The 24,313-nt window shown below is 75.0% G+C and carries 14 protein-coding genes and 3 pseudogenes; 14 read left to right on the top strand and 3 right to left on the bottom strand.

What is annotated here, in order from left to right:
* Positions 1 to 204: 204 nt before the first annotated feature.
* The 7 genes from ABD343_RS10100 to ABD343_RS10070 all read left to right on the top strand — a co-directional run bounded on the left by ABD343_RS10100 (position 205) and on the right by ABD343_RS10070 (position 17,681).
* Complete coding sequence (locus ABD343_RS10100) at positions 205 to 7,134, top strand: SDR family oxidoreductase (protein ID WP_344526433.1); 6,930 nt, start codon at positions 205 to 207, stop codon at positions 7,132 to 7,134.
* A gap of 8 nt (positions 7,135 to 7,142) precedes the next feature.
* The gene (locus ABD343_RS10095; RefSeq protein WP_344526431.1) at positions 7,143 to 11,813 is read left to right on the top strand and encodes a type I polyketide synthase; all 4,671 of its coding nucleotides are present in this window, start codon (positions 7,143 to 7,145) and stop codon (positions 11,811 to 11,813) included.
* 85 nt (positions 11,814 to 11,898) lie between these two features.
* Positions 11,899 to 12,150, top strand: coding sequence for an acyl carrier protein (locus ABD343_RS10090; protein WP_344526429.1), 252 nt, complete (start codon positions 11,899 to 11,901; stop codon positions 12,148 to 12,150).
* A 2-nt stretch (positions 12,151 to 12,152) separates the two neighbouring features.
* Positions 12,153 to 12,968, top strand: a complete 816-nt coding sequence (locus tag ABD343_RS10085) for an alpha/beta fold hydrolase (protein WP_344526310.1) — start codon at positions 12,153 to 12,155, stop codon at positions 12,966 to 12,968.
* Entirely contained in the window at positions 12,969 to 14,234 is a 1,266-nt protein-coding gene (locus ABD343_RS10080; protein ID WP_344526308.1) for a glycosyltransferase, read from the top strand.
* Positions 14,231 to 16,108: an ABC transporter ATP-binding protein gene (locus tag ABD343_RS10075; RefSeq protein WP_344526306.1), complete on the top strand. Its 1,878-nt coding sequence runs from the start codon at positions 14,231 to 14,233 to the stop codon at positions 16,106 to 16,108. The genes ABD343_RS10080 and ABD343_RS10075 overlap by 4 nt, the downstream gene beginning before the upstream one ends.
* 283 nt (positions 16,109 to 16,391) lie before the next feature.
* Complete coding sequence (locus ABD343_RS10070; protein ID WP_344526427.1) at positions 16,392 to 17,681, top strand: DUF5933 domain-containing protein; 1,290 nt, start codon at positions 16,392 to 16,394, stop codon at positions 17,679 to 17,681.
* A 22-nt stretch (positions 17,682 to 17,703) separates the two neighbouring features.
* Here the strand turns inward: ABD343_RS10070 and ABD343_RS10065 are convergent.
* Together ABD343_RS10065 and ABD343_RS10060 are read right to left on the bottom strand one after the other, a co-directional pair.
* A pseudogene (locus ABD343_RS10065) lies at positions 17,704 to 18,576 on the bottom strand (arginine deiminase family protein); the annotation flags it as partial.
* A pseudogene (locus ABD343_RS10060) lies at positions 18,573 to 19,155 on the bottom strand (amino acid permease); the annotation flags it as partial. The pseudogenes ABD343_RS10060 and ABD343_RS10065, both read right to left, overlap by 4 nt.
* On the opposite strand from ABD343_RS10060, the gene ABD343_RS40965 reads away from it, so the two are divergent.
* From ABD343_RS40965 to ABD343_RS10035, 6 genes are all read left to right on the top strand, one after another.
* Positions 19,037 to 19,309, top strand: a complete 273-nt coding sequence (locus ABD343_RS40965; protein ID WP_425578147.1) for a hypothetical protein — start codon at positions 19,037 to 19,039, stop codon at positions 19,307 to 19,309. The pseudogene ABD343_RS10060 and the gene ABD343_RS40965 overlap by 119 nt on opposite strands.
* Before the next feature lie 159 nt (positions 19,310 to 19,468).
* Positions 19,469 to 19,942 carry a carboxymuconolactone decarboxylase family protein gene (locus ABD343_RS10055; protein ID WP_344526304.1) on the top strand — a complete coding sequence of 158 codons (474 nt, stop codon included), beginning with the start codon at positions 19,469 to 19,471 and terminating at the stop codon, positions 19,940 to 19,942.
* Between the two features lie 214 nt (positions 19,943 to 20,156).
* The gene (locus ABD343_RS10050; protein ID WP_344526302.1) at positions 20,157 to 20,702 is read left to right on the top strand and encodes a YceI family protein; all 546 of its coding nucleotides are present in this window, start codon (positions 20,157 to 20,159) and stop codon (positions 20,700 to 20,702) included.
* A gap of 56 nt (positions 20,703 to 20,758) precedes the next feature.
* Positions 20,759 to 21,613, top strand: a complete 855-nt coding sequence (locus ABD343_RS10045; RefSeq protein WP_344526300.1) for an endonuclease/exonuclease/phosphatase family protein — start codon at positions 20,759 to 20,761, stop codon at positions 21,611 to 21,613.
* Positions 21,614 to 21,768: 155 nt separating this feature from the next.
* Positions 21,769 to 22,731, top strand: a complete 963-nt coding sequence (locus ABD343_RS10040) for a universal stress protein (protein WP_344526298.1) — start codon at positions 21,769 to 21,771, stop codon at positions 22,729 to 22,731.
* 56 nt (positions 22,732 to 22,787) lie between these two features.
* On the top strand, positions 22,788 to 23,657 hold the full coding sequence (locus tag ABD343_RS10035; protein ID WP_344526296.1) for a universal stress protein: 870 nt from the start codon (positions 22,788 to 22,790) through the stop codon (positions 23,655 to 23,657).
* A gap of 33 nt (positions 23,658 to 23,690) precedes the next feature.
* Here ABD343_RS10035 and ABD343_RS10030 read toward each other — a convergent pair.
* A pseudogene (locus tag ABD343_RS10030) lies at positions 23,691 to 23,816 on the bottom strand (GNAT family N-acetyltransferase); the annotation flags it as partial.
* Positions 23,817 to 24,002: 186 nt separating this feature from the next.
* Here ABD343_RS10030 and ABD343_RS10025 point away from each other — a divergent pair.
* Positions 24,003 to 24,302 carry a putative quinol monooxygenase gene (locus tag ABD343_RS10025; protein ID WP_344526294.1) on the top strand — a complete coding sequence of 100 codons (300 nt, stop codon included), beginning with the start codon at positions 24,003 to 24,005 and terminating at the stop codon, positions 24,300 to 24,302.
* The last annotated feature ends 11 nt before the right edge of the window (positions 24,303 to 24,313 follow it).

The raw sequence follows: 24,313 nt of genomic DNA, 5'->3' as shown, positions 1-24,313 counted from the left end.
CGTAGTACGATCGCCGCGACTCGCCCTGGAACGCCTTACCCCCCACCCTTGAGGCGCTTGATTCATGGCAGTGCACTCCCTTTTCCGCTGTCCGTGCCCGGTTGCGCGTGCGCCTGCGCGCATATCGCAAAGGGAGCGGCTGCCGTTGTTTCTTGGATATTCAACTTCATGCGCCTCCATGTCCCCTGGAGTGTTCACATGCGTATGCCCCACGCCGGTACCGACGGGGGTACGTCCGCGATGACGGACCTCGTCCTGGCGGTGCACCCGTTCGGCGTCGCGTCGGCCCGGTTCACCGCCGCCGCCTCCCGCGCGGGCGGCCTGGGAGTCCTCGACCTCACCGCCGGAGGGCGGGCGGCCCGCGAGCAGTCGGAGCGGGCCGCCGAGTGGTCGCGTGCCGGGTTCGGTTTACGGCTGGCCGAGGCCGGGCCCGCCCTCCCCGACCGCGCCCACACCGTCGTACTGGCCCACGGCGCCACGGCGACCGCCGCCGACTTCCCCGGGCGGCGCGTCCTCGCCGAGGTGACCAGCGGCGCCGAGGCCCGGGCCGCCGTGGCGGCCGGGGCCCACGGGCTGATCGCCCGGGGCCACGAAGCGGGCGGCCCCTGCGGCGAGTTGAGCACCTTCGTGCTGACGCAGCGGCTGCTCGCGGACGAGGGCGGCGGACTGCCCGTATGGGCCTGCGGCGGCATCGGCCCGGACACCGCGGCGGCGGCCGTTGCCGGAGGAGCCGCCGGAGTGGTGCTCGACACCCAGACCGCGCTGCTCGCCGAGGCGGAACTCCCCGCCGAGATCACCGCCGTGCTCGGCGGCCTCGACGGCTCGGAGACCACTGTCACCGACGGCCGCCGGGCCCTGCGGCGCCGCGCGCCCGGCCCGGGCGGCCTCCCCGGCGCAGACGGCGTCCCCGGTACGGGCGCTGCTCCCGCTCCGGGCCGTGCGCCCGGCCCCGGCAGCGGCGGCGAACCGCTGGAGGCCGGCCAGGACGCGTTTCTCGCCGCTCGCTTCCAGCGGCGATGGGGCACGGTCGGTGGCGCCGTGCGCGGCGTGCGCGAGGCCGTGACCGGCGCGCTCGCCGCCGACGTGCCCGTGCTCGGCCCCGGCGGCGCGGGCAGCCGCGCGCTCGGGACCGAACTCCCCGTCGCCCAGGGGCCGATGACCCGGGTCAGCGACCAGGCCGCGTTCGCCGCCGCGGTGGCGGCCGAGGGCGGTCACCCGTTCATCGCGCTCGCCCTGTCCGGCGCCGAGCGGACCCGCGCCGTCCTGGAGGGGACCCGGGCGGCGCTGGGCGACGCGCCCTGGGGCGTCGGCGTCCTCGGCTTCGCCGCCGAGGAGGTCAAGGAGGCCCAGTTGGAGGTCATCCGGGACGTACGCCCCTCGCACGCGATCATCGCCGGAGGCCGCCCCGCACAGGCCGCGGCGCTGGAGGCGGCGGGCATCTCGACCTTCCTGCACGTGCCCTCGCCCGGGCTGCTGGGCCAGTTCCTGGAGGCGGGCGCGCGGAAGTTCGTCTTCGAGGGCTCCGAGTGCGGCGGCCACGTCGGGCCACGCGCCAGCTTCCCGCTGTGGCAGGCCCAGCTCGACGTGGTGGCGGACTTCCTCGCCGACTCGGGAGAGGACGCGGGCGCACTCCAGCTCCTCTTCGCCGGGGGCGTGCACGACGCGCGTTCCGCCGCCATGGTCGCGGCGATGACCGCGCCGCCGGCCGCGCGCGGCGTCGCCGTCGGCGTCCTCATGGGCACCGCCTACCTCTTCACCGAGGAGGCCGTCGCCGCGGGCGCCGTACAGCCGCTCTTCCAGCGGCAGATGCTCGACGCCGGGACCACCGCGCTCCTGGAGACGGCGCCGGGCCACGTCACCCGCTGCGTGCCCAGCCCCTTCACCGAGGAGTTCGCGGCGCTCAAGGCGGAGCTGCGGGCCGACGCCGTGCCCGACCGGGACGCGTGGGAGCGGCTGGAGCGGCTCAACGTCGGCAGGCTGCGGCTCGCCAGCAAGGGCATCGAACGCGTCGGCGACGCGCTGCGCGACGTCGGCGAGGAACGCCAGCTCGCCGAGGGCATGTTCATGGCCGGTCAGGTCGCCGTGCTGCGCTCCGAGGTGACCACCGTCGCCGCGCTCCACACCTCGGTCACCGCCGGGGCGGGGGACTTCCTCGACGCGCGCCGGGCCGACCTCGGCATCGGCCCCGGCCCCGGCTCCGGTCTCGGCTCCGGACTCGGCCTCGGGTTCGGCGAGGAGGCCCCGGCCCCGGCTCCCGAACCGCTCGACATCGCCGTCGTCGGCATGGCCTGCGCCTTCCCCCAGTCGCCCGACCTCGCGTCCTTCTGGGGGCACGTGCTCTCCGGCACCGACGCCGTCACCGAGGTGCCCGCCTCCCGCTGGGACCCCGCCGTCCACTACGCGGAGGACGGCGCGGGGGAGCGCACCCCCTCGCGGTGGGGCGGCTTCCTCCCCGAGATCCCCTTCGAACCGCTCGACTACGGCATCCCGCCCGCCTCGCTGCCCAGCGTCGAGCCCGTCCAGCTCCTCTCCCTCGAAGTCGCGCGCCGGGCGCTCGACGACGCCGGGTACGCGGAGCGGCCGTTCGCCCGCGACCGTACGTCCGTGGTGTTCGGCGCCGAGGCGGGCAGTGACCTGTCGAACGCCATGACGCTGCGCACCGTCCTGCCCTCCTACCTCGGGCAGCTCCCGCCCGCCCTGGACGCGCAGCTCCCGCACCTCACCGAGGACTCCTTCCCCGGCATCCTCGCCAACGTCATCGCCGGGCGCATCGCCAACCGGCTCGACCTCGGCGGCGCCAACTACACGGTCGACGCGGCCTGCGCCTCCTCCCTCACCGCCGTCGACGTCGCCTGCAAGGAACTGACGGCGGGCACCAGCGAGATGGTGCTGTGCGGCGGCGCCGACCTGCACAACGGCATCAACGACTACCTGCTCTTCGCCTCGGCCCACGCCCTGTCCCCCTCGGGCCGTTCCGCGCCCTTCGACCGTTCCGGGGACGGCATCGCGCTCGGCGAGGGCATCGCCTGCGTCGTCCTCAAGCGCCTCGCCGACGCCGAGCGCGACGGCGACCGGGTCTACGCCGTCATCAAGGGCGTCGGCAGCTCCAGCGACGGGCGCGCCCTCGGCCTCACCGCGCCCCGCGCGGAGGGCCAGCACAGGGCGCTCACCCGCGCGTACCGCAACGCGGGGATCTCCCCGGCGGAGGTCGGCGTCGTCGAGGCGCACGGCACCGGGACCGTCGTCGGCGACCGCACCGAACTGGGCGCCCTCACCGAGGTGTTCGCGCAGGCCGGGGCCGAGCCCGGGGGCTGCGCGCTGGGCTCGGTGAAGTCCCAGATCGGCCACACCAAGTGCGCCGCGGGCCTCGCCGGGCTGATCAAGACCACGCTCGCCCTCCACCACGGCGTCAAGCCGCCCACGCTGCACCTGCGGCAGCCCAACCCCGCCTGGGACGAGGAGACCAGCCCCTTCGCGTTCCACACCCGGGCCCGGCCCTGGACGGCGCCGCGCGCCGAACGCGTCGCCGGGGTCAGCGCCTTCGGCTTCGGCGGCACCAACTTCCACGTCGTGCTGCGCGCCCACGACGACGGCGCGCCGCCCGCGCACGGCCGCGACGCGTGGCCCACCGAGCTGTTCACCTTCCGCGGCGCCGACCACGAGGCCGCGGCCAGGACGGCGCGGGAGCTGCTCGCACTGGCCGAGGCGGACGGTTCGGCGTTCCGCCCGCCTCGGCTGCGGGACCTCGCGCTGGCCGCCTCCCGCCGCGCCGACGACGCGGCCGTACGGGGCCTGCCCACCCGGATCGCCGTCCTGGCCTCCTCGGTGCCGGAGCTGGCCGGGGCGCTGCGCCGGGCCGTCGAGGGCGAACACGCCCCCGACGACGGGATCCACCTCGCGGACGCCGCCGCCGAACCCGGCGAGGTCGCCTTCCTCTTCCCCGGCCAGGGCAGCCAGCGCCCCGGCATGCTCGCCGAGCTGTTCGTCACCTTCCCCGAGCTCCAGCGCTATCTGCGCCTCGACCGCGCCGCCGCCGGGGCCCTCTTCCCGCCCACCGCCTTCGACGAGGCGGGGCGGCGCGCCCAGGCCGGCCGCGTCACCGACACCCGCGTCGCCCAGCCCGCGCTCGGCATCACCGGACTCGCCGTCCACCACCTGCTCGGCCGCGCCAACGTCCGCCCGGCGATGGCGGCGGGCCACAGCTACGGCGAACTCGCCGCGCTCGCCGCCGCGGGCGTCCTCGGCCCCGAGGAACTGCTGTGGTGCAGCAGGGCCCGCGCCGAGTCCGTCCTCGCCGCCACCGGCTCCGACGACCCCGGCACCATGGCCGCCGTCACCGCCCCGGCGCCCGAGGTGAGCGCCGCGCTGGAGGAGGCGGGCTGCGCCGGTTCCGTCGTCGTCGCCAACCACAACTCGCCCCGCCAGACGGTCATCTCCGGCCCCACCGAGGACGTGACGAAGGCCGTCGAACGGCTCCGCGCCCAGGGCCTGGAGGCCAAACGCGTCCCGGTCGCCTGCGCGTTCCACAGCCCCCTGGTCGCCGCCGCGGGCGACACCTTCGCCGCGACGCTCGCCACGGTGCCCCTGGAGGCACCCGCGATCCCGGTCTGGTCCAACCGCACCGCCGCCGAGTACCCGGCCGGACCCGAGGCGGTACGGGCCGAACTCGCGGCGCAGATCGGCTCGCCCGTCCGCTTCGTCGAGCAGATCGAGGCCATGTACGCGGCGGGCGCCCGCACGTTCGTCGAGGCGGGCCCCGGCGCGGTGCTCACCCGGCAGGTCGCCGAGATCCTCGGCGAACGCCCCCACCGCACGGTCACCCTGGAGGCCCGGGCCCGTACGGGCCTGCCCGGCTTCCTCACCGCACTCGCCGAACTGGCCGTCTCCGGCGCCGACGTCCGCACCGGCTGGCTCTTCCAGGGCCGCGACGCGGTCGACGCCGCGCACGCGCCCCGCCGCAGGCGCGCGGGCTGGACCGTCGACGGCCACTTCGTCCGCACCGCCGACGGCGCCATCCCCGCTACCGCCCTGCACCCCGCCCAGCGCATTCCGGAGGCCCCAGTGACGACCCGTACCGGCGGCGACGGACAGCCGCTCCCCGGCGCAGCGGCGACCGGGGGAGAGGCCCTCATCAGCGAATTCCTGCGCACCAGCCGCGAGATGCTCGCCGCCCAGCGCGACGTCCTCCTCGGCTACCTCGGCACCGCGCCCGGCGTACGTCCCGCCGCGGTGCCGATGGAGCACACGCTGCGCGAGCTGACGGCGCACGCGGAACCCGCGCCGGAACCGGCCGCCCCTTCGGCTGCGGCTCCGAGTCGGGCTCAGGCCCCGGCCCCGGCTCAGGCCCCGGAATCCGCTCCCGCCGAGCAGAGCGAACTCACCGAGGAAGCGGTCCTCGCGGCCGTACTGGAGGTGATCGGCGAACGCACCGGCTACCCCGCCGAGATGATCGAGCCCGATCTCGACCTGGAGGCCGACCTCAGCGTCGACTCCATCAAGCGCGCCGAGATCGCCGGGCAGCTCGCCAAGCGCCTCGGACTGCCCACCGCCGACGACGCCGCGACGGAGGAGCTGTCCAGGGCGCGTACGGCCGCGGGCATCGCCGAACTCCTCCTCGCGGCGCGGCAGGGCGAGGCACCGCCGTCGGCGACGGCCCGCGCCCCCGAGCCGTCGCCCGCGTCTCCGGACGCCGAGCCCGTCGTCACCGCCCCGAAGCGGCTGCTCATGACCGAGTACGACCTCCCGCCCGCCGCCGCCGATCCCGAGGAGCTGTCGGGGCGCACGTTCCTGATCGTCGGCGAGGGGCCGCTCGCCTCGGCCGTCACCGAACGGCTCGGGGCGCTCGGCGCGCGGGCCGTGACCGTGACCGGGATACCCGACGGCGGACGCTTCGACGGGGTGATCCACCTCGTCTCCCCGGACGGCGGTCCCGCGCCCGAGCCGGTGCTGCCCGGCGCCGTCCCCCTCTACCGCGCGGCGCTAGCCGTGCGACCCCGCTGGGTGCTGGCCGCCGGGGCCTCCGGAGGGCTGCGGGGCTTCTTCCGCTCGCTGTCCCGCGAGTACCCGGAGACGGTCGCCCGCGTCGTCGAACAGCCCGCCGGTACGGCCCCGTCCGCCGCCGCCGACGCGCTCGTCGCGGAGCTGGCCACCGCCGACCGCGAGCCCGTCGTGCTGCGTACGCCCGGCGCGCGGCGCGGGCTGCGGCCGACCGAGACCGGGCTGGGCGCCCTGGGCAGCGCCGGGGCCGGGCCCTCCGACGACGGCGCCGCCGAGGCCGCGGCCCTCGGCCTCGGCCACGAGTCGGTGGTGCTCCTCGCCGGCGGCGCGCGCGGCATCACCGCGCGGTTCGCCACCGCGCTCGCCACGGCCGCCCGCTGCCGCCTCGAACTCTTCGGCCGTACCCCCATGCGCACCGAGGAGGAGACCCCCGAACTCGCCGCCGCCACCGACGCCGAGCTGCGCTCCGCGCTGCTGGCCGGGGGCCTCAAGTCCCCCGCCTGGGTCGAGCGGACGGTCGCGCGGATCCAGGCCGCGCGCGAGGTCCGGGACACCGTGAACCGGCTGACCCGGCTCGGCAGCCGGGTGCGCTACCACTGCGTGGACGTGCTCGACGCGGAGGCCGTGCAGCGGGCCGTGAAGGACGCGCACGCCGAGCACGGCAGGCTCGACGGGATCGTCCACGCGGCGGGCGTGATCGAGGACAAGCTCTTCGCCGAGAAGTCCCCCGACTCCTTCCACCGGGTCTTCGGCACCAAGACCGAGGGCGCCCGGCACCTGCTCGACGCGGTCGGCGGGCTCCCCGGAGGGCCCCGCTTCGCGGTGCTGTTCGGCAGCGTCGCGGCGGCCATGGGCAACCGGGGCCAGACCGACTACGCGGCGGCCAACGACGCCCTCGAAGCCCTCGGCCGCGACTGGGCCCGTGCCACGGGGCAGCGCGCGCTGACCGTCCACTGGGGCCCCTGGGCGCCCACCGGCACCAACAACGGGATGGTCACCCCCGAGCTGATGCGCAGCTACGCGGCACGCGGCGTACGCCTCATCGACCCCGAGGAGGGCACGATGAGCCTGCTGCGCGAACTGGCCTGGGGCCCGCGCGAGAACACCGCCGTCGTCTACACCGCCTCGGGCTGGTGACCGCCGCGATGCCGCCCGGAGCCCTCCCGGTCGCCGTCGTCGGCATGTCCGCGCTCTTCCCCGGGGCGCCGGACCTCGCCACGTACTGGCACAACCTCGTCCGGGGCGTCGACGCGATCACCGATGTGCCCGCCTCCCGCTGGGACGCCGAGCACTACGATCCGGACAGCGGCCCCGACTCCGGCGGCGCGCGCCGTGCCGACCGCGTCTACTGCGGGCGCGGCGGCTTCGTCGACGACCTCGCGGAGGTCGACGTCACCGCGTTCGGCATCATGCCCGCCTCCGTCCGGGCCACCGAGCCCGACCAGCTCCTCGCGCTGCGCGTCGCCTCGCAGGCCGTCGAGGACGCGGGCGGCGCCGCGCGGCTCTTCGCCGACCGGCGCCGTACGGGCGTGATCCTGGGCCGCGGCGGCTACCTCACCCCGGGCCTGGTCCGCCTCGACCAGCGGGTGCGGACGGCGGGCCAGCTCGTACGGACCCTGCGGGAGCTGCTGCCCGACCTCGACGAGGAGCGGCTGGAGCGGGTGCGGAGCGCCTTCACCGGGCAACTCGGCCCCGAGGCCCCCGAGTCGGCCATCGGCCTGGTGCCCAACCTGGCCGCGTCGCGGCTCGCGAACCGCCTCGACCTGCGCGGCCCCGCCTACACGGTGGACGCCGCGTGCGCCTCCTCCCTCATCGCCGTCGACCACGCCGTCCGCGAACTGGAGACCGGCCGCTGCGACGTCGTCCTCGCCGGGGGCGTCCACCACTGCCACGACATCACGCTGTGGAGCGTCTTCTCGCAGCTCGGCGCGCTCTCCCGGAGCGAGCGCGTCAGGCCCTTCCACCGGGACGCCGACGGGGTGCTCATCGGCGAGGGCACCGGCGTCGTGGTCCTCAAGCGGCTCGCGGACGCCGAGCGCGACGGCGACCGGATCTACGCGATGGTCACCGGCACGGGCGTCGCGGGCGACGGCCGTACGGGCGGGCTGATGAGCCCGGACTCCGCGGGCCAGGCCGAGGCGATCCGCGAGGCCTGGCGCCGGGCGGGCCGGGACCCCGCCGAGCCCGGCGCCCTCGGGCTGCTCGAAGCCCACGGCACGGCGACCCCGGCGGGCGACGCGGCCGAACTGGCCACGGTGGCCGACGTGTTCGGCACGCCGGACGGCCTGCCGGACGACGCGGCGCGCGGCGTCATCGGCTCGGTCAAGTCCATGATCGGCCACACCATGCCCGCCGCCGGGATCGCCGGGCTCATCAAGGCCGCGCTGGCCGTGCACCACGGGGTGCTGCCGCCGACGCTGCACTGCGACGAGCCCCATCCGGCGCTCGCCCGCACCCGCTTCACCACCGTGGACACCGCCGTCCCGTGGGAGGAGGGGCGGTTCGGGCCCGTACGCCGCGCCGCGGTCAACGCCTTCGGCTTCGGCGGGATCAACGCCCACGTCGTCCTCGAACAGCCCGCCTCGGCCCCCGCCCCCGCGGCTGCCGCCCCCACCCTCGCGGGCAGCGGCCCCGCGGCCGTGGTGCGCGAGCCCGAGCGCTTCCTGCGACTCGCCGCGGATACGCCCGACGAACTCGCCCGGATCCTCGACCAGGACGACGCGGACCTCCTCGCCTCCGTGCCGGACGACCCCGCCCGTGCGCCGGAGGGCTCCGTCCGGCTCGGTGTGGCCGCCCCGACCGCCAAGCGGCTCGCGCTCGCCCGCAAGGCCGTCGGCCGGGGGCGGCCGTGGCGCGGCCGGAACGACGTCTGGTTCGCCCCCGCGCCGCTGCTGGGCCCCGGGCGCGGACGGCTCGCCTTCGTCTTCCCCGGCCTCGAAGCGGACTTCGAGGCCGACTGCGACGACGTGGCCCGGCACTTCGGACTGCCCTGGTCGCTCTCCGGCACGGCGACGACGGTCGGCGACGTCGGCCGCCAGGGCACCGGCGTCTTCCAGCTCGGGCGGCTGCTGCACTCCGCGCTGGAGCGGGCGGGCGTCGTGCCCGACGCGCTCGCCGGGCACAGCCTCGGTGAGTGGACCGCCATGGCCGCCGCGGGCATCCACGCCCAGGACGAGGTCGATGCCTTCCTCGCCTCCTTCGACCCGGACGCGCTGCGCGTGCCCGGCCTGGCCTTCGCGGTGATCGGCGCCTCCGCCGAACGCGTCCTGGACGCCCTCAGGGGCCAGACGGAAGTGGTGCTCTCGCACGACAACGCCCCCCAGCAGTCCATGATCTGCGGCCCCTCGGAGGCCGTCGGGGAGTACGTGGCCCGGTTCCGCGCCGAGGGCGCGATCTCCCAGGTCCTCCCGTTCCGCTCCGGCTTCCACACCCCCATGCTCCGGCCGTACCTGGACCCGATACGGAAGGCGGCCGAGACCTACACGCTGCATCCCGCGCGGCTCCCGGTCTGGTCCGCCACCACGCTGCGCGAGTACCCGTCGCGCCCGGAGGACGTACGGGAGTTGTTCGTCCGCCATCTCCTGGAGCCCGTCCGCTTCCGGCTGCTGACCGAGGCCCTGCACGCCGCCGGGTTCCGGGCCTTCGTCCAGCTCGGCGCCGGTCAGCTCGGCTCGCTGATCGCGGACACGCTGCGCGGCCGGGACCACCTCGTGGTCCCCGCCCACTCCGCGCACCGCTCCGGCCTTCCCCAACTGCGCCGCGTGGCCCTCGCGCTGTGGGCGGACGGGGCGGAGCCGGATGCGGCGGCCCTCGAACCCGCTTCCGCTCCCGCTCCGGGGCGTACGGGCGCCCGCCGCCCCGCGCCGCCCGTACGGCTCGATCTCGGCGGCGCGCTCGTCTCCCTCGACGGGCCCACCCGCGCCGAGGTCGGCGCCGCGCTGGCCGCCGCGCCCTCCCGTACGGCCGTGGGCACGCGCCCCTCCGCGCTCGACGCCCTGCGCGCCCGGGACCCGCTGGCCGCCGAGTTCTCCGCGCTGCTCGACGACACCGCGGCGCTGGCGGCGGACGTCCTCACGAGCGCACGGGGCGTCGCACCGCCACCCGCGAGCGGCAACGCACCGCGGCCCGCGCGGGGCGACGTACCACCGCCCCCGTGCGCGCCCTCCGCCACGACCGCCGCGCCTGCCGCGCCCGCCATGACCGCCGCACCCCCCGTCCCCGCCGCACCCCCCGTCCCCCGTGAACTCCGCGCCACCCTGCGCGTCTCCCTCGACGCGATGCCGTACCTGCGCGACCACTGCTTCTTCAAGCAGCCCCCGCGGGCCGATCCCGCCGAGGGGTGGCCCGTCGTCCCCGGCACCACCGTCATCGGGCATCTCATGGACTTCGCCGAGCAGGCGGCGCCCGGCCTGCGCGCCGTCGCCGTCCACGACGTCCGGCTCAACCAGTGGATCACCGCCGTCCCCGCCGTGGATCTCCCCGTCCATGTCGTCCCCGAGCCCCCGCACCCCTCGGGGGGCGCCCGGGTGACGGCCTCCCTCGGGCCGTACGCCCGGGCCACCGTCGAACTCGCCCCGGAGCACCGGCACGCCCCGTCCGCCGCCTGGACCTTCGACGCGGACGACGAGCGCCCCTGCGAGCTGACGGCGCGCGAACTGTACGAGCGGCGCTGGATGTTCCACGGCCCGGGCTTCCAGGGCGTCACAGAATTGACCGCCGTCGGCGACACGCACGTACGGGGAACGCTCACCACCCCGCCCGCCCCCGGGGCCCTGCTCGACAACGTCGGCCAGATGCTCGGCTACTGGATCATGTCCCGGCTCCCCACCCGCACCACCGTCTTCCCCGTCGGCATGCGCGAGATCCGCTTCCACGGCCCGCATCCCGCGCCGGGCGAGCGGCTCGACTGCCTGGTCCGCATCGTCTCCGTCACCGACACCACGCTCGAAGCGGACATGCAGCTCGTCCATCAGGGGCGCGTCTGGGCGGAGTTCGGCGGCTGGCGCGACCGCCGCTTCGACAGCGACCCGAGGATCCGCCGCGTGGACCGCGAGCCGGAGCACCACACCCTGTCCGAGATCCAGGAAGGCGGCTGGGCCCTCGTCCACGAGCGGTGGCCCGACCTGGCCACCCGCGAACTCATCATGCGGAACATGCTCGCGGGCGAGGAGCGCACCGCCTACGAGTCGCACGCCCCCCGGGGCCGCCGCCAGTGGCTGCTGGGCCGGATCGCCGTCAAGGACGCGGTGCGGCAACGGCTCTGGGACGAGGGGAGCGACGGGATCTTCCCCGCCGAGCTGCGGGTCGCCAACGACGCCGCCGGACGCCCGTACGTCACCGGCGCCTACGGCCGTACGCTCCCCGCCCTCCGGGTCTCCCTCGCCCACCGTGCCGAGGCCGCCGTCGCCCTCACGCGCCCCGCCGACGGAAACGGTGACGGTGACGCGCCCTGCGGCATCGACATCGAGGAGGTCGCCGAGCGCCCGGACGGCACCCACGAGGCGGCGCTCGGCGAGCGCGAGCGGGAGCTGCTCGCCTCGCTGGTCCGGGACACCGGCGAGGGCGAGGCCCTGTGGTTCACCCGCTTCTGGGTCGCGAAGGAAGCGGTCGGCAAGGCACGCGGCACCGGACTGGCCGGAGCCCCGAGGACGTTCGAGATCACCGGCGCCACCGGCACGGCACTGACCGTGCGCACCGGTGGCGGCATCTACCAGGTCCATCACCGGAGGGTCGGCAATCCGCCCGGACTGCCCGCCCGGGACTACGTCGTGGGCTGGACGGCCGCCCATGAGGAGGAGAGCGAAGATGACCGCTGAAGCCCACGGAGCCGGAGCCGTCCGGCTCAACCCGACCGTGCGGGAGGCGCGCGCCGAGCAGGCCGTGCTGGAGGACGTGACCCGGATGCTGCACGAGGTGCTCGGCGAGTACGGGCTCGACGACGCGGAGATCACCATGGACACCCTGTTCCACGACGACCTCGAACTGGAGAGCATCGACCTGGTCACCCTCTCCGCTGCGCTGCGCGGCCACTACGGCGACTCCGTCAACTTCGCCGCGTTCATCGCGGACCGGGGGCTGGAGGAGATCATCGCGCTGACCGTCGGCGACCTCGTCCGGCACGTCGTGGCCTCGCGCCCGGCGGAGGCGGTCTGAGCATGGCGAAGATCCGCGTCGGCGAACTCGACGTCCACGTGCAGCGGATGGCGGCGGCCGACCCGCCCGCCGGTACGCCGCCGCCCCTGGTCGTGCTCGTCCACGGCCTGCTCATCGACAGCCTGGCCAGCTACTACTTCTCCCTCGGCCCCGCCTTCGCCGCACGCGGCATGGACGTCCTCATGTACGACCTGCGGGGGCACGGCCGGAGCGGGCGCCCCGCCACCGGCTACCGTCTGGAGGACTTCGTCGCCGACCTCGACGGGCTCCTCGACGCGCTGGGGGAGGAGCGCCCCGCGCACGTCGTGGGCAACTCCTTCGGCGGCGCCATCGCCTACGGGCTGGCCGCCGCGCGCCCCGACCGTGTCCGCTCCGTCGTCGCGATCGAGTCCGAACCCCCGGTCGCGTCCTGGGCCGCGAAGATGGCCGAGGGGCTCAACGGGGAGGAGGGCGGCCTCGTCGTCCAGGAGGTGCGCACCTGGCTCGCCGAGGACCCCGAGCGCAACGCGCGCCCCTTCCAGCTCGCCGGGCGCATCCTCGACGCCACCACGCTGGCCGAGGACATCCCGCGCAGCCGCGTCCTGGACGACGCTCTCACCGGCATCCGCTGCCCCGTCTTCGCCCTCTACGGCGCCGACTCCAAGCTCTCCGCCCAGGCCGGGGACCTCGCCGCCACGCTCCCGCACTGCCGCACCGTCGTCCTCCCGGGCCAGGGGCACTCGGTGCTCGTGGAACGGACCAAGGAGACGGCCGGTCTGCTGCTCGACTGGCTCGGCGACGGCCTCCACCGCCGCCGCACCGGACCGGAGGCGGGCTAGATGGGCCGGTTCCTGTTCGTCGTGCCGCCCCTGGTCGGCCACGTCAACCCCGCCGTGGGCACCGCCGCCGCGCTCGCGGCGCGCGGCCACGACATCGCCTGGGCCGGGCCGCCCGGCCTGGTCCGCCGGCTGGCCGGGCCCGACGCGTCCGTGTACCCGTGCGTCCCCGACGGCCCCGGCCCCGGACCCGGCCTCGAAGGGAACGGGCGGATCGAGGGCCGGACGGCCAGGCTGAAGGGGCCGGCGGCCTTCCAGTTCCTGTGGGAGAGCTTCCTCGTCCCGCTCGCGGACCACATGGCGCCCCTGGTGCGGGACGCCGTCGAGGAGTTCGGCCCGGACGTCCTCGTCGCCGACCAGCAGACCGTCGCGGGCGGCCTCGTCGCCGACGCGCTCGGACTGACCTGGGCCACCTCCGCGACGACCTCCGCCGAACTCGTCGACCCCCTCGCGGGCATGCCCAAGGTCGCGGCCTGGCTGGACGGGCTGCTGGAGGAGCTGCGCGGCAGGATCGCGGGCGGCCGGGGCACCGCCGACCCCCGGATGTCCCCGTACGGCGTCGTCGCGTACACCACCCGCGCCCTGCTCGGCCCCGCCGAACTCCCCGGTCAGGTCCGGCTGGTGGGCCCCTCGGTCGCCGACCGCGTGACGCCCGACGACTTCCCCTGGGAGTGGCTGGACGGCGCCGACCGCACGGTCCTGGTCACCCTGGGCACCGCCAACGCGGACGCGGGCGGGCCGTTCCTGAACGCCGCCGCCGAGGCGCTCGCCGGAATGGCCGCGTCCGGGGTGCGCGCCGTCGTCGTCGACCCCGCGGGCACCGTGCCGGACGCCTTCGGCAACGTCCTGCTGCGCCCCCATGTGCCCCAGCTCCCGCTGCTCGCCCGCGCCGACGCCGTCGTCTGCCACGCCGGGCACAACACCGTGTGCGAGGCGCTGTGGCACGGCGTCCCGCTGGCCGTCGCGCCGATCAGGGACGACCAGCCCCTCGTCGCGGGCCAGGTCACCGACGCGGGCGCGGGCGTGCGGCTGCGCTTCGCCCGGGCCGGGGCGCCGCGGATCGCCGAGGCCGTCACCGCGCTGCTCGACCCGGCGAACGGACACCGCGAGGCGGCCCGCGCCATCGCCCGCTCCTTCCGCGAGGCGGGCGGCAGCGCGGCCGCGGCCGATCACCTCGAAGCCCTCCTCCCACCCCTGTCCCACGCACCCGGGGCCGCGCCCGGGCATGCCCCCGGGAACGCGACGAGGGACCGGAGGCCCGCCCGATGACGGCATCCCCCGGAGCACCGGCCGAGCACCGCCCCTCCGCCGACGAGGGCGCACCGGCCGGGTCCTTCGGTTCGCTGCTGCGGCGGGCGCGGCCGTACTGGCGGGCCCTCGCGCTGTCCCTGGTGCTGAGCCTGCTGGCCAGCGTGTCCGGGCTCGTGCAGCCGAAGTTCGCGCAGGAGATCCTCGACCGGCTGGCCACGGGGGAGAGCGTCGCCCGGCCGATCGGCGCCCTCGCCGTGCTGCTCGTCGGGGGCGCGCTGCTGACCGGGGCGAACGCCTGGCTCCAGCAGCGCACCTCGGAGCGCGTGGTCCGGCAGGTGCGGCGCGATCTCGTGGGGCGGCTGATCCGGCTGCGCGTGCCCGAACTGGACCGGCGCCCTCCCGGCGACCTCATCGCCCGGGTCACCGCGGACAGCACGCTCCTCAAGAGCGCCGCGACCGAGGGGCTGATCATGTCCGTCAACGGGGCCCTGACCTTCGTCGGGACCCTGGTGATGATGGCGACGCTGCACGCCGGGCTGCTGCTCGCGACGCTGCTGGTGCTCGCCCTCGTCGGACTCGTGATGACCGTCGTGCTGCCCCGGATCCGGCGGGCCGTCGCGCGCGAGCAGAGCGCGGTGGGCGCCGTCGGCTCCCTCCTCGACCGCACGCTCGGCGCGACCCGCACCGTCAAGGCCAACGGCGCCGAGGGCCGCGAGACGCGCGCCGCGCGGGACGCGGTGGAGGACTCCTACCGCGCGGGCCTGGTCGGCGCCCGCTACAGCGCCGTCGTGACCATGCTCGGCGGCGCGTCGATCCAGACGGCGTTCCTCGTGGTGCTCGGGCTCGGCGGGATGCTCGTCGCCAACGGCGACATGGACGCCTCCGCGCTCATCGCCTTCCTGCTGTACGTCTTCTTCCTGTCGAGCCCCGTCGCCTCGCTCGTGGGCGGCGCCGGAATGCTCCAGCAGGGCCTGGGCGCCGTCGGCCGTATCGACGAGGTCGAGGAGATGGCGGTCGAGGACGACATCGACCCGGCCCCGGCGGCCCTCTCCGCGCCGGGACCCGGACCCGTGCCGGGACCCGGACCCGTGCCGGGACCCGGATCCGGACCGGGACCCGGGTCCGGGCCGCCGCCCGCGGTCGAGGCCGCCGGGGTCGAGTTCGCCTACCCGGGGCGCTCACCCGTGCTGCGCGGCGTGAGCTTCACCGTGCCGGGCGGCACCCAGACCGCGCTGGTGGGCCTGTCGGGCGCGGGCAAGACGACGCTCTTCTCGCTGCTCCAGCGGTTCTACGAGCCCACCGCCGGGTCCCTGCGCATCGGCGGCCAGGACATCGCGTCCCTGCCCCGCGCGGAGGTGCGCCGCCGCATCGCGTACGTCGAGCAGGACGCGCCCGCGCTCGCGGGGACCCTGCGCGACAACCTGCTGTACGCGGCGCCGGACGCCGGGGAGGAGGAGATCGCCGAGGCGCTGCGGGCCACCCGTCTCGACGCGCTGCTGGCCCGGCTGGACCGGGGCCTCGACACCCCCGTCGGCGCGCGGGGCGTCGCCCTCTCCGGCGGCGAGCGCCAGCGGCTCGCCATCGCGCGGGCCCTCCTGCGGCGCCCCCAGGTGCTGTTGCTGGACGAGGCGACGGCGCAGCTCGACGCCCGTAATGAACAGGCGCTCGGCGAACTCGTCGCGGGCCTCTCCCGGCGCTGCACCGTGCTGCTGATCGCGCACCGGCTGTCCACGGTGGTCGAGGCCGACCAGATCGTCGTCCTCGAACACGGCAGGGTCCGCGCCGTGGGAACCCACGGCTCGCTGATGGACGACGACGGCCTCTACCGCGAGTTCGCCGCGAGCCAGCTCCTCTCCGCCGAGCAGGGAGCAGGTCCGCGCGCTCCGCTGTGACGAGAGCCACTGGCCGGCCTGGGAAAACCCTCGACGTCCGCCGGACGTCGGGGGTTTCATGGTCAGTCGCCGCGGTGCCGGACTGAGAGATCTTCGGGGCTCCCTCGACCAGCCAACTCCAGCCGTCCGCTCCGCTAGCATGATCGAAATTACGACGATCAGCCTGACCGTTCCGCAGAACTCAACACAATCGGCCGAAAAATTGATAACTAAAGTATCGCGGAGATTCTCGCGAGCGAAAAGCAGAAACGAAGGCGCCGCATGGTGGCGGCAGCCACGGGTGTTGCTCTGGGCCGCCGCAGGTGTGGCGGCCCTCGGCTTCCTCGTCGGGCTGGAGATCGCCGCGCGCCGCTACGGCCTGCCGGGGCCGGTCACCATGCAGGTGCGCGAGGTGATCCTCACCCCGAAGTCGGGTCCTCTGCTGTACGCGAGCCTCGCGTTGACGATGGTGGTCCTCACCTGGCGGGAGCGGGCGGTCGCCGCCGCCGTCGCGATCGGCATCGACCTCGTCTACCTGCCGTTCCGGTGGGCGTTCGACGCCAAGATGTACTTCGGCAACGGCGCGCTGTGGGTGGTCCTGGGCCTCGGCGTCATCGCCCTCGTCCGCCGCACCGGCAAGGAACGGGCCCTGCTGCTGAAGGGCGTCGGGCTCGGCCTGCTGCTGGTGGCCGGGCGCAAGACGGGGGAGACCTGGCTGGTCATCACGTCGAAGACCCGCCCGATGGTGCTCGACCAGTACGTGGCGACCGCCGACCACGCACTGGGCAACCCCTCGTGGCTGGTGGGCAGGATCGTCGAGGCCACAGCGCCGGTCGGCACCAGCATCCTCGACTGGGTCTACGCCCAGCTCGCGGTGGGCGCGGTCGCCGTCGCCGCGTACCAACTGCGGAACGTGGCGAAGGAGCGCCGCTTCCCCCGCCACCATCTGGTGCGCACCTTCCTGGTGATCGGCCTCCTCGGGCCCGCGTTCTACATGATCTTCCCGGTGGTCGGCCCCATCTACGCCTACGGCGCCGAGGGCGGGCACTGGGCCCTGGCCAATCTCTGGCCGGACACGCCCCCGCCGTTCACCGCCCCGCACCCGATGCCGCACGACGGGATCACGCCGCGCAACTGCATGCCCAGCCTCCACACGGCCTGGGCCGTCGTGATATTCATCCACTCCCGCCAGGGCCCGCGCCTGCTGCGGCTCCTGGGCACGCTCTGGCTGATCACCACGCTGGGCGCGACGCTCGGATTCGGTTACCACTACGGCGTGGACCTCGTCGCCGGAGTCGTCTTCGCGATCACGATCGAGGCCGCGATGCGCGCGCTCGCGCAGGACAACGGCTGGAACCGGCAGACGATCCAGTTCGTGGCCTACGGCACGGCCGTCTTCACCGCGTTCCTGGTCTCGTACCGCTATCTGCCGACGCAGATGGCCGCGCACCCCTGGGTGTTCGGGCCGCTGCTCCTCCTGGCGATGGGCTCGGTGATCCACTTCTATGTGCGGCTCACCCGGGCCCCGGAGCCGAGGAGCACGCCGAAGCAGCAGCGGGAACCGGAACCGGAACCCCAGCCCGAGCCGGCCTGAGGGCCGTCGGCCGGGTGTCCGCTCAGAAGTCGACCGGGTCGCGGAGGAGGGGGCACGTCATGCAGTGCCCGCCGCCCCGGCCCCGGCCCAGCTCGGCGCCGACGATGGTGAGGACCTCGACTCCGGCACTGCGCAGCAGCGCGTTGGTCTGGGTGTTGCGGTCGTAGGTGACGACGACGCCGGGCTCCAGGGCCACGGCGTTGTTGCCGCTGTCCCACTGCTGGCGCTCGGAGGCGTACACGTCGCCGCCCGTCTCGATCGCCCGGAGGCGGTCGAAGCCGAGCGCCCGGGCGACCACGTCGACGAACGCGGCCGACCCCTCGTCGGTGATCTCCAGGCCCGGTGCCCGGTCGGCGGGCCGCAGGGAGAAGGCGTGCACCGCGTTCATGATCTTCGGGTAGAGGGTGACGACGTCCCGGTCGGCGAAGGTGAAGACGGTGTCCAGGTGCATCGCCGAGCGCAGCCGGGGCATCCCGGCGACGATCACATGCTCGGCGGCCCCGTTCCGGAACAGCGCGGCGGCGACCTGGGTGATGGCCTGCCGCGAGGTCCGCTCGCTCATGCCCATCAGGACCACGCCGCCCCCGACGGGCATGATGTCGCCGCCCTCGAACGTGGCCTGCCCCCAGTCCAGCTCCGGATCGCCCCACCAGACGTGCGCGCCGGAGAAGTCCGGGTGGAAGCGGTAGACCGCCTTCATCAGCAGCGTCTCGTCGTGCCGCGCGGGCCAGTAGAGCGGGTTGAGCGTGACGCCGCCGTAGAGCCAGCAGGTGGTGTCCCGGGTGTAGAGCGTGTTCGGCAGCGGCGGCATCAGATACTCGCGTACGCCCGTCGACTCGCGGGCCAGCGCGAGGTACGGGGAGCGGAACTCGGCCGGCAGGTCGGAGGTGGCCAGACGAAGACCGTGGCCAGCATCGTCCCGCGCACCTGCTCGAACAGCGAGCCCGCGTCGGCGGACCCGGAGAAGTTGTCGGCGAAGACCCCGGTGTCCAGGTAGAAGAGGGCCAGCACGATGAAGACCACGATCGGCACGATCTTCGCCACGGTGACGATCCGGTTGATCGCCGTGGCCTCCTTCACCCCGCGCCGCACGAGGAAGAAGAAGCCCCACAGCCCGAGGGACGAGACCACGACCGCCAGGACGGTGTCGCCCTCCCCGAGCCCCGGCACGACGGCCCCGAGGGTGGACATGAACAGCACCCAGTAGGTCACGTTCCCCACGCAGGCGCTCGCCCAGTAGCCGAACGCGGAGAAGAACCCGAGGTACTCGCCGAACCCGGCCCTTGGCGTACGCGTAGACCCCCGCGTCCAGGTCGGGCCTGCTCAGCGCGAGCCGCTGGAAGACCAGCGCGAGCATGAGCATGCCCGCGCCCGCCACGGCCCAGGCGATCAGCGCACCGGCGACACCCGTCTCGGCGGCGAACCGCCCCGGCAGCGAGAACACGCCCGCGCCGACCATCGAGCCGACGACCATCGCGACCATGGTCGGCAGCGACAGCTCGGCGGCGGCCGGAGCGGCCTCGCCCGAACCGGCCGTCCCCCTGGAGGCAGCGCTCATGAACCCCCACCCCACCGGTCGGGACCTGCCACCGCACGCGGGGAGCGGCGGCACTGACCCGTGCGGGTGACGGCGGCCCGGGAGGGGCCGGGGGGGCGTGTGCCCTCGGCTCCGCAGCCCCGCCTCACATTTCGCGTGCCTGTCTCGTCGTAGGGGCTGGAGCGATCACGCTCCGGCGAACAGCCGTTCCGTCCGGACGAGGAGCGGCAGGCACGAAGTGGAGAACCTTATGGAAGCCCGTCTTGACATATTCGCCCACCCGGTCGCGTCCCAGGTCGTGAAGAACATCGCCGCGGCAGGCAAGCCCGTGGCGGAGTCGTCGCTGCCCGCCAGCACGAGCGAGCTGGTGGTGCTGCGCGCCAGCCAGATCAACGGCTGCGGCTTCTGTGTCGACATGCACACCAAGAACGCCACGAAGGCGGGGGAGACCCAGCAGCGGCTCCACCTGGTCGCGGCCTGGCGCGAGGCCACCGTCTTCACCGACGCCGAACGCGCGGCGCTGGAGCTGGCGGAGGAGGGCACCCGCATCGCGGACTCGGCCGGAGGCGTCCCGGACGAGGTCTGGGCGAACGTCACCGCGCACTTCGACGAGGAGCAGGCCGGCGCGCTGCTGTCGATCGTCGCCCTCATCAACGCCTTCAACCGACTGAACGTCATCGCGCAGCGCCCCGCGGGCGACTACGAGCCCGGCCAGTTCGGGTGATCTGAGACGGGCGGCGGCGGTACGTGCCACGGCCACGGCCACGGCCACGGCTACGGCCGCGGCTGTCGGCCGTATCGCCGCCGCCCGTACGCCCGGTACGGGCGGTCCGGGGCACGGGGCTCGGACCGCCCGTACCGCCCCTCACCCATCGCCCGCCCACCGCCCGCCCGCAGCCGGCCTATCCACCACCTCATCCCTCCAGGAGCGCCTCAGCATGTCGACGATCACCAACCTCAGCGAACTGACCGGTCACTACGCCCTCAGCCCCGGCCACAGCAGGATCGGCTTCGTCGCGCGGCACACGATGGCCACCAGAGTGCGCGGCCGGTTCGAGGAGTTCGAGGGCAGCGCGTACCTCGACGGCGGGGACCCGGCCGCCTCCAGCGTGCGGCTCACGATCCCGGCCAAGAGCATCCAGACCGGCAACCGGCTGCGCGACGACCTGCTGCGGAGCAAGTTCCTCGACGTGGACAACCACCCCGCGCTCGCCTTCGCCTCGACCGGCGTGGAGCAGCTCGACCGGAGCGACTACCGGCTCACCGGCGACCTCACCCTGCGCGGGGTGACCAAACCCGTCACCCTGGACGTCGAACTGACCGACGGCGGGACCGGCATGGAGGGCGACTTCTACGCCGGATTCCGGGCGAGCGTCACGCTCGACCGCAGCGACTGGGGCGCGAACTGGAACGCCCTCACCGCCGTCTTCCTCAGCCCGAAGGTGACACTGGAGTGCGACGTCGTCGCGATCCGGCAGCACTGAGCGCCGAGCGCCGAGTACCGAGCACTGAACCCCCGCACATCCGGAAGAGGAACCCGATGGTGACGCACCTGCGCGTCGTGACCCTGAACGTATGGAACACCCGGGGCGACGCCGCCGCGCGAATGGCACTGATCAACGCCGAACTGCGGCGGCTGGAGCCCGATCTCGTCGCCTTCCAGGAGGTGCTGCCGGAGCAACTGCCCGGCCTGACCGACGGGACCGGGCTGCACGGCACGCACCAGTCCGGGACGTCCGCGACGGCGCCGCCCTACGTGGACCGCTACGGCGGCACCGCGATCGCGACGCGGCGGCCGCACCGTGTCGTCGAGGTCCTCGACCAGCGCGGACCGAACGCCCCCGATGTCCCCTGGCTCACGCTCGCGGCTCACGTACCGGTGGGGGACGGGCCGGAGGGGAGCGGCCCGGGGGACGTGCTCTTCATCGCGCCCACGACGTCGTTCTGGCCCGACGCGGAAGCCGAACGGGAACGCCAGGTGCTGGCCCTGACCGACCTGGAGGCCCGGCACCGGACGGCCCTGCCCACGGTCATTGCCGGGGACTTCAACGCGGACCCCGACGCGTCGAGCATCCGCTATCTGACGGGCAGGCAGTCGCTCTCCGGGCGCAGCACACATTTCCACGACGCGTGGGAGGTCGCGGGCTCCGGGCCCGGTCACACCTGGACCGCCGACAACCCCCTGGCGGCGGAGGACATCGGGATCCTGGTCGGCCAGCCCGGCCACCGCCGCCGCCTGGACTACGTCTTCATCGGCTCGCCGCACGCCCACCCGGACGCCTTCGCCCGCGTGCGCGCGGCCCGCCTCGCCTTCGACGAGCCCTCGGCCGAGGGAGTGCGGGCCAGCGACCACTACGGCGTCGTCGCCGACCTGGAGGTGGGCCGGACCGGCTGACCGGGGCGGCGGGCCAGGACGCCGCCCGTTCCGCGTGCCGGTCGCTCTTCCTGAGGCCGGGACGGGCGACGATCCTTCCAGGGGCCCGGGCACTCGGGACGGCTCCGAGGGGCCGGCGGCACCCGCGTCACCCACCTGGAACGAGGCGAGAGCGTATGACGGACACTCCCGGCCATGTCGTCGTCGGCTACGACGGCTCGGCACCGGCGGCGCGTGCCGTGGACCGCGCGGCGGCCGAGGCGGCCCGGCGGAACACCGGGCTCGACGTGCTGTGCGGCTGGCCGTGGTCGCCCCACGCGTACCCGGCGTCCGGCGGGCCCGGCCTCGCCATGGACGCGGCCCTGGACGCCGTGGCCCACCGCGACACGGCCCAGGCCGCGCTCGACGCGCGCGCCGCGCACGTCCGGGAGAGCCACCCCGGCATGCCGGTCACGGCGACCCTCACCGAGGAGGCCGCCGCGCCCGCGCTCGTACGCGCGAGCCGGGACGCCCCGCTGACCGTGGTCGGCGCCCGGGGCCACGGCGGCTTCGCCGGGCTCCTCCTCGGCTCGGTCGGCCTGCGCGTCGCCGCGCACTGCGAGGGCCCGCTGATGGTGGTGCGCGGCGACGGCCGGGAAGAGCGCGCGGGAGAGCGCGCGGGAGAGGGCGCGGGAGAGGCCCAGGACCCGGCCGGCACGGTGCTGCTCGGCGTGAAGAGCGACGACGACGCCCCCGCCGTACGGTTCGCCTTCGAGGAGGCCCGGCGGCGCGCCGCGAAGCTGAGCGTGCTGCACGCCTGGCTGTACCCGCCGATCCCGCGCGGGACGCGCACGCCGCCCTCGGAGCACGACGCGCTGGACCTGGAGGAGTACCGCCGGACGGCCGAGCAGGTCGCCCGGTCCGCCTTCGGCCCCCTCCGCGAGGAGTACGCCGACGTCATGGTGGACACCGGCGCCGCCTGCGCCGACCCCGCCCCCGTACTGCTGGAGGCCAGCGGTAGCGCCGATGTCGTCGTCCTCGCCGCGCACCGCCCCCGGCACCGGCTCTCCCTCCAACTGGGCCCGGTCACGCACGCGCTGCTCCACCACGCCCACTGCCCGGTCGTGCTGGTGCCCGTCGGGTCGGCGGAGGACCGTTGAGGGACGGGGGCGACGGGGGCAGCGTACCGACGACAGGAAGAAAGAGAGGTGGCGTCATGGGTCTCCCCGTGATCGCCGGGATCAACGGCTCCCCGGAGAGCGTCGCCGCGGCGGAATGGGCCGCGGTCGAGGCCGTACGCAGGAAGAGCCCGCTGCGGCTGCTCTTCGCGGACGAGGGGCTCGGGGCCGGGGCGCCGGACACGTCCCCGCCGCCGGAGGCGCTCACCCCGCTGGAGCACTCCCGCAACGCGTTGCGGGCCACGCGCGAGCGGATCGCCGCGCGCCACCCCGGCCTGGACGTCACCGCCGAGGAGCGGTCAGCGGAGCCGCGGCAGGCGCTGGAGGAGGCCTCGGAGAACGCCGGGCTGACGGTGCTCGGCTCCAACGGCCTCGGCGTCTTCACCGGGTTCATGGTCGGCTCCGTCGCGCTCTCCGTCCTCGCCCACGCCCCCGGCCCCGTGGTGCTCGTACGGGAGGGGTGGGAGGAGGACCCGGGGGAGCGGCCCGTGGTCCTCGGGCTGGACCTGGAGGAACCCTGCGACGACCTGATCGCGTTCGCCTTCACCAGCGCGGCGGAGCGCGGGGTGCCGCTGCGCGTGGTCCACGCCTGGCGGCTGCCGCTCAGCTACGGCTACGACCCGGGCATCATGGAGCCCGGCACCGGACCCGAGCTGGAACGGGACCGCTTCCGCGAGCTGGCCTCGGCCCTGCGGCCCTGGCGGCACGCGTACCCGGCCGTGGAGGTCTCCGAGCAGGTGTGGGCGGGCCGGGCCGGATCCTGCCTGGCCGAGGCCGCGCAGGACGCGTCGCTGGTGGCCGTCGGCAGGCACACGCCGCGCCTCGCGGTCGGCACCCGGATCGGTCCGGTCGCCCACGCCCTGCTCCACCACGCGCCCTGCCCGGTCGCGGTCGTCCCGCACGACTGACGGAGCCCGCCGGGGGCGAGGGGGCTACGGGGGCTACGGCCGTACGGTGAACCGGAGGACCTGGGAGTCGCGGCGCTCGAAGCCCAGGCGTTCGTACAGCCGGTTCGCCGCCTGCCGGGAAGGGCGCGAGGTGAGATCGACGGTCCGGGCCCCCGCCTCCTCGTGAGGCGCAGGGCCCGGGTGCCTGGGCCAAATGTCGTAGGCCCAAGGTCACCGCCGAGCTGCGGCTGTCGGCTGATCCTCGCTTCGATCACCGGAAGCGATCATTGGGCTGTGCGAGGGACCCGGTCGGACCGGAAGTGCGGGCGGGTTCCCCGGCGTTCAGGAACTCCCGAGGAGGTTGCCGTGTTTGCAGTGATCTACAAGTGGCGGTTGAAGCAGGGCAAGGAGGAGCAGTTCATCGCGAGCTGGCGCCGTATGACGACGGCCATCCACGAGAGCTGCGGCAGTTACGGCTCCCGGCTGCACCGCGCGGATGACGGCACCTGGGTGGCCTACGCCCGATGGCCGGACGCGGCCACCCGCGAACGGTGCCAGGGCACCGACCCGGAGGCTCTGGAGTCGATGCGCGAGGCCATCGAGGAGTACTTCCCCGAGACCCGCTGCGAGGTGACCGACGACATGCTCGCCGAGCCACGCGACTAGCCGTCGTTCAT

This window comes from Streptomyces albiaxialis (genome assembly GCF_039530985.1).
Classification (GTDB): Bacteria; Actinomycetota; Actinomycetes; order Streptomycetales; family Streptomycetaceae; genus Streptomyces; species Streptomyces albiaxialis.
The sequence above is the reverse complement of the archived record's forward strand: the minus strand, read 5'-3'. Positions and strand labels throughout refer to the sequence as shown.

Excerpts from the sequence above, each read along its gene's own strand:
- ABD343_RS10100 (WP_344526433.1), top strand. The coding sequence starts at position 205 with ATGCCCCACGCCGGTACCGACGGGGGTACGTCCGCGATGACGGACCTC.
- ABD343_RS40965 (WP_425578147.1), top strand. The coding sequence starts at position 19,037 with ATGAGCATGCCCGCGCCCGCCACGGCCCAGGCGATCAGCGCACCGGCG.
- ABD343_RS10095 (WP_344526431.1), top strand. The coding sequence starts at position 7,143 with ATGCCGCCCGGAGCCCTCCCGGTCGCCGTCGTCGGCATGTCCGCGCTC.
- ABD343_RS10035 (WP_344526296.1), top strand. The coding sequence starts at position 22,788 with ATGGGTCTCCCCGTGATCGCCGGGATCAACGGCTCCCCGGAGAGCGTC.
- ABD343_RS10080 (WP_344526308.1), top strand. The coding sequence starts at position 12,969 with ATGGGCCGGTTCCTGTTCGTCGTGCCGCCCCTGGTCGGCCACGTCAAC.
- ABD343_RS10090 (WP_344526429.1), top strand. The coding sequence starts at position 11,899 with ATGCTGCACGAGGTGCTCGGCGAGTACGGGCTCGACGACGCGGAGATC.
- ABD343_RS10075 (WP_344526306.1), top strand. The coding sequence starts at position 14,231 with ATGACGGCATCCCCCGGAGCACCGGCCGAGCACCGCCCCTCCGCCGAC.
- ABD343_RS10085 (WP_344526310.1), top strand. The coding sequence starts at position 12,153 with ATGGCGAAGATCCGCGTCGGCGAACTCGACGTCCACGTGCAGCGGATG.
- ABD343_RS10040 (WP_344526298.1), top strand. The coding sequence starts at position 21,769 with ATGACGGACACTCCCGGCCATGTCGTCGTCGGCTACGACGGCTCGGCA.
- ABD343_RS10055 (WP_344526304.1), top strand. The coding sequence starts at position 19,469 with ATGGAAGCCCGTCTTGACATATTCGCCCACCCGGTCGCGTCCCAGGTC.
- ABD343_RS10045 (WP_344526300.1), top strand. The coding sequence starts at position 20,759 with ATGGTGACGCACCTGCGCGTCGTGACCCTGAACGTATGGAACACCCGG.
- ABD343_RS10050 (WP_344526302.1), top strand. The coding sequence starts at position 20,157 with ATGTCGACGATCACCAACCTCAGCGAACTGACCGGTCACTACGCCCTC.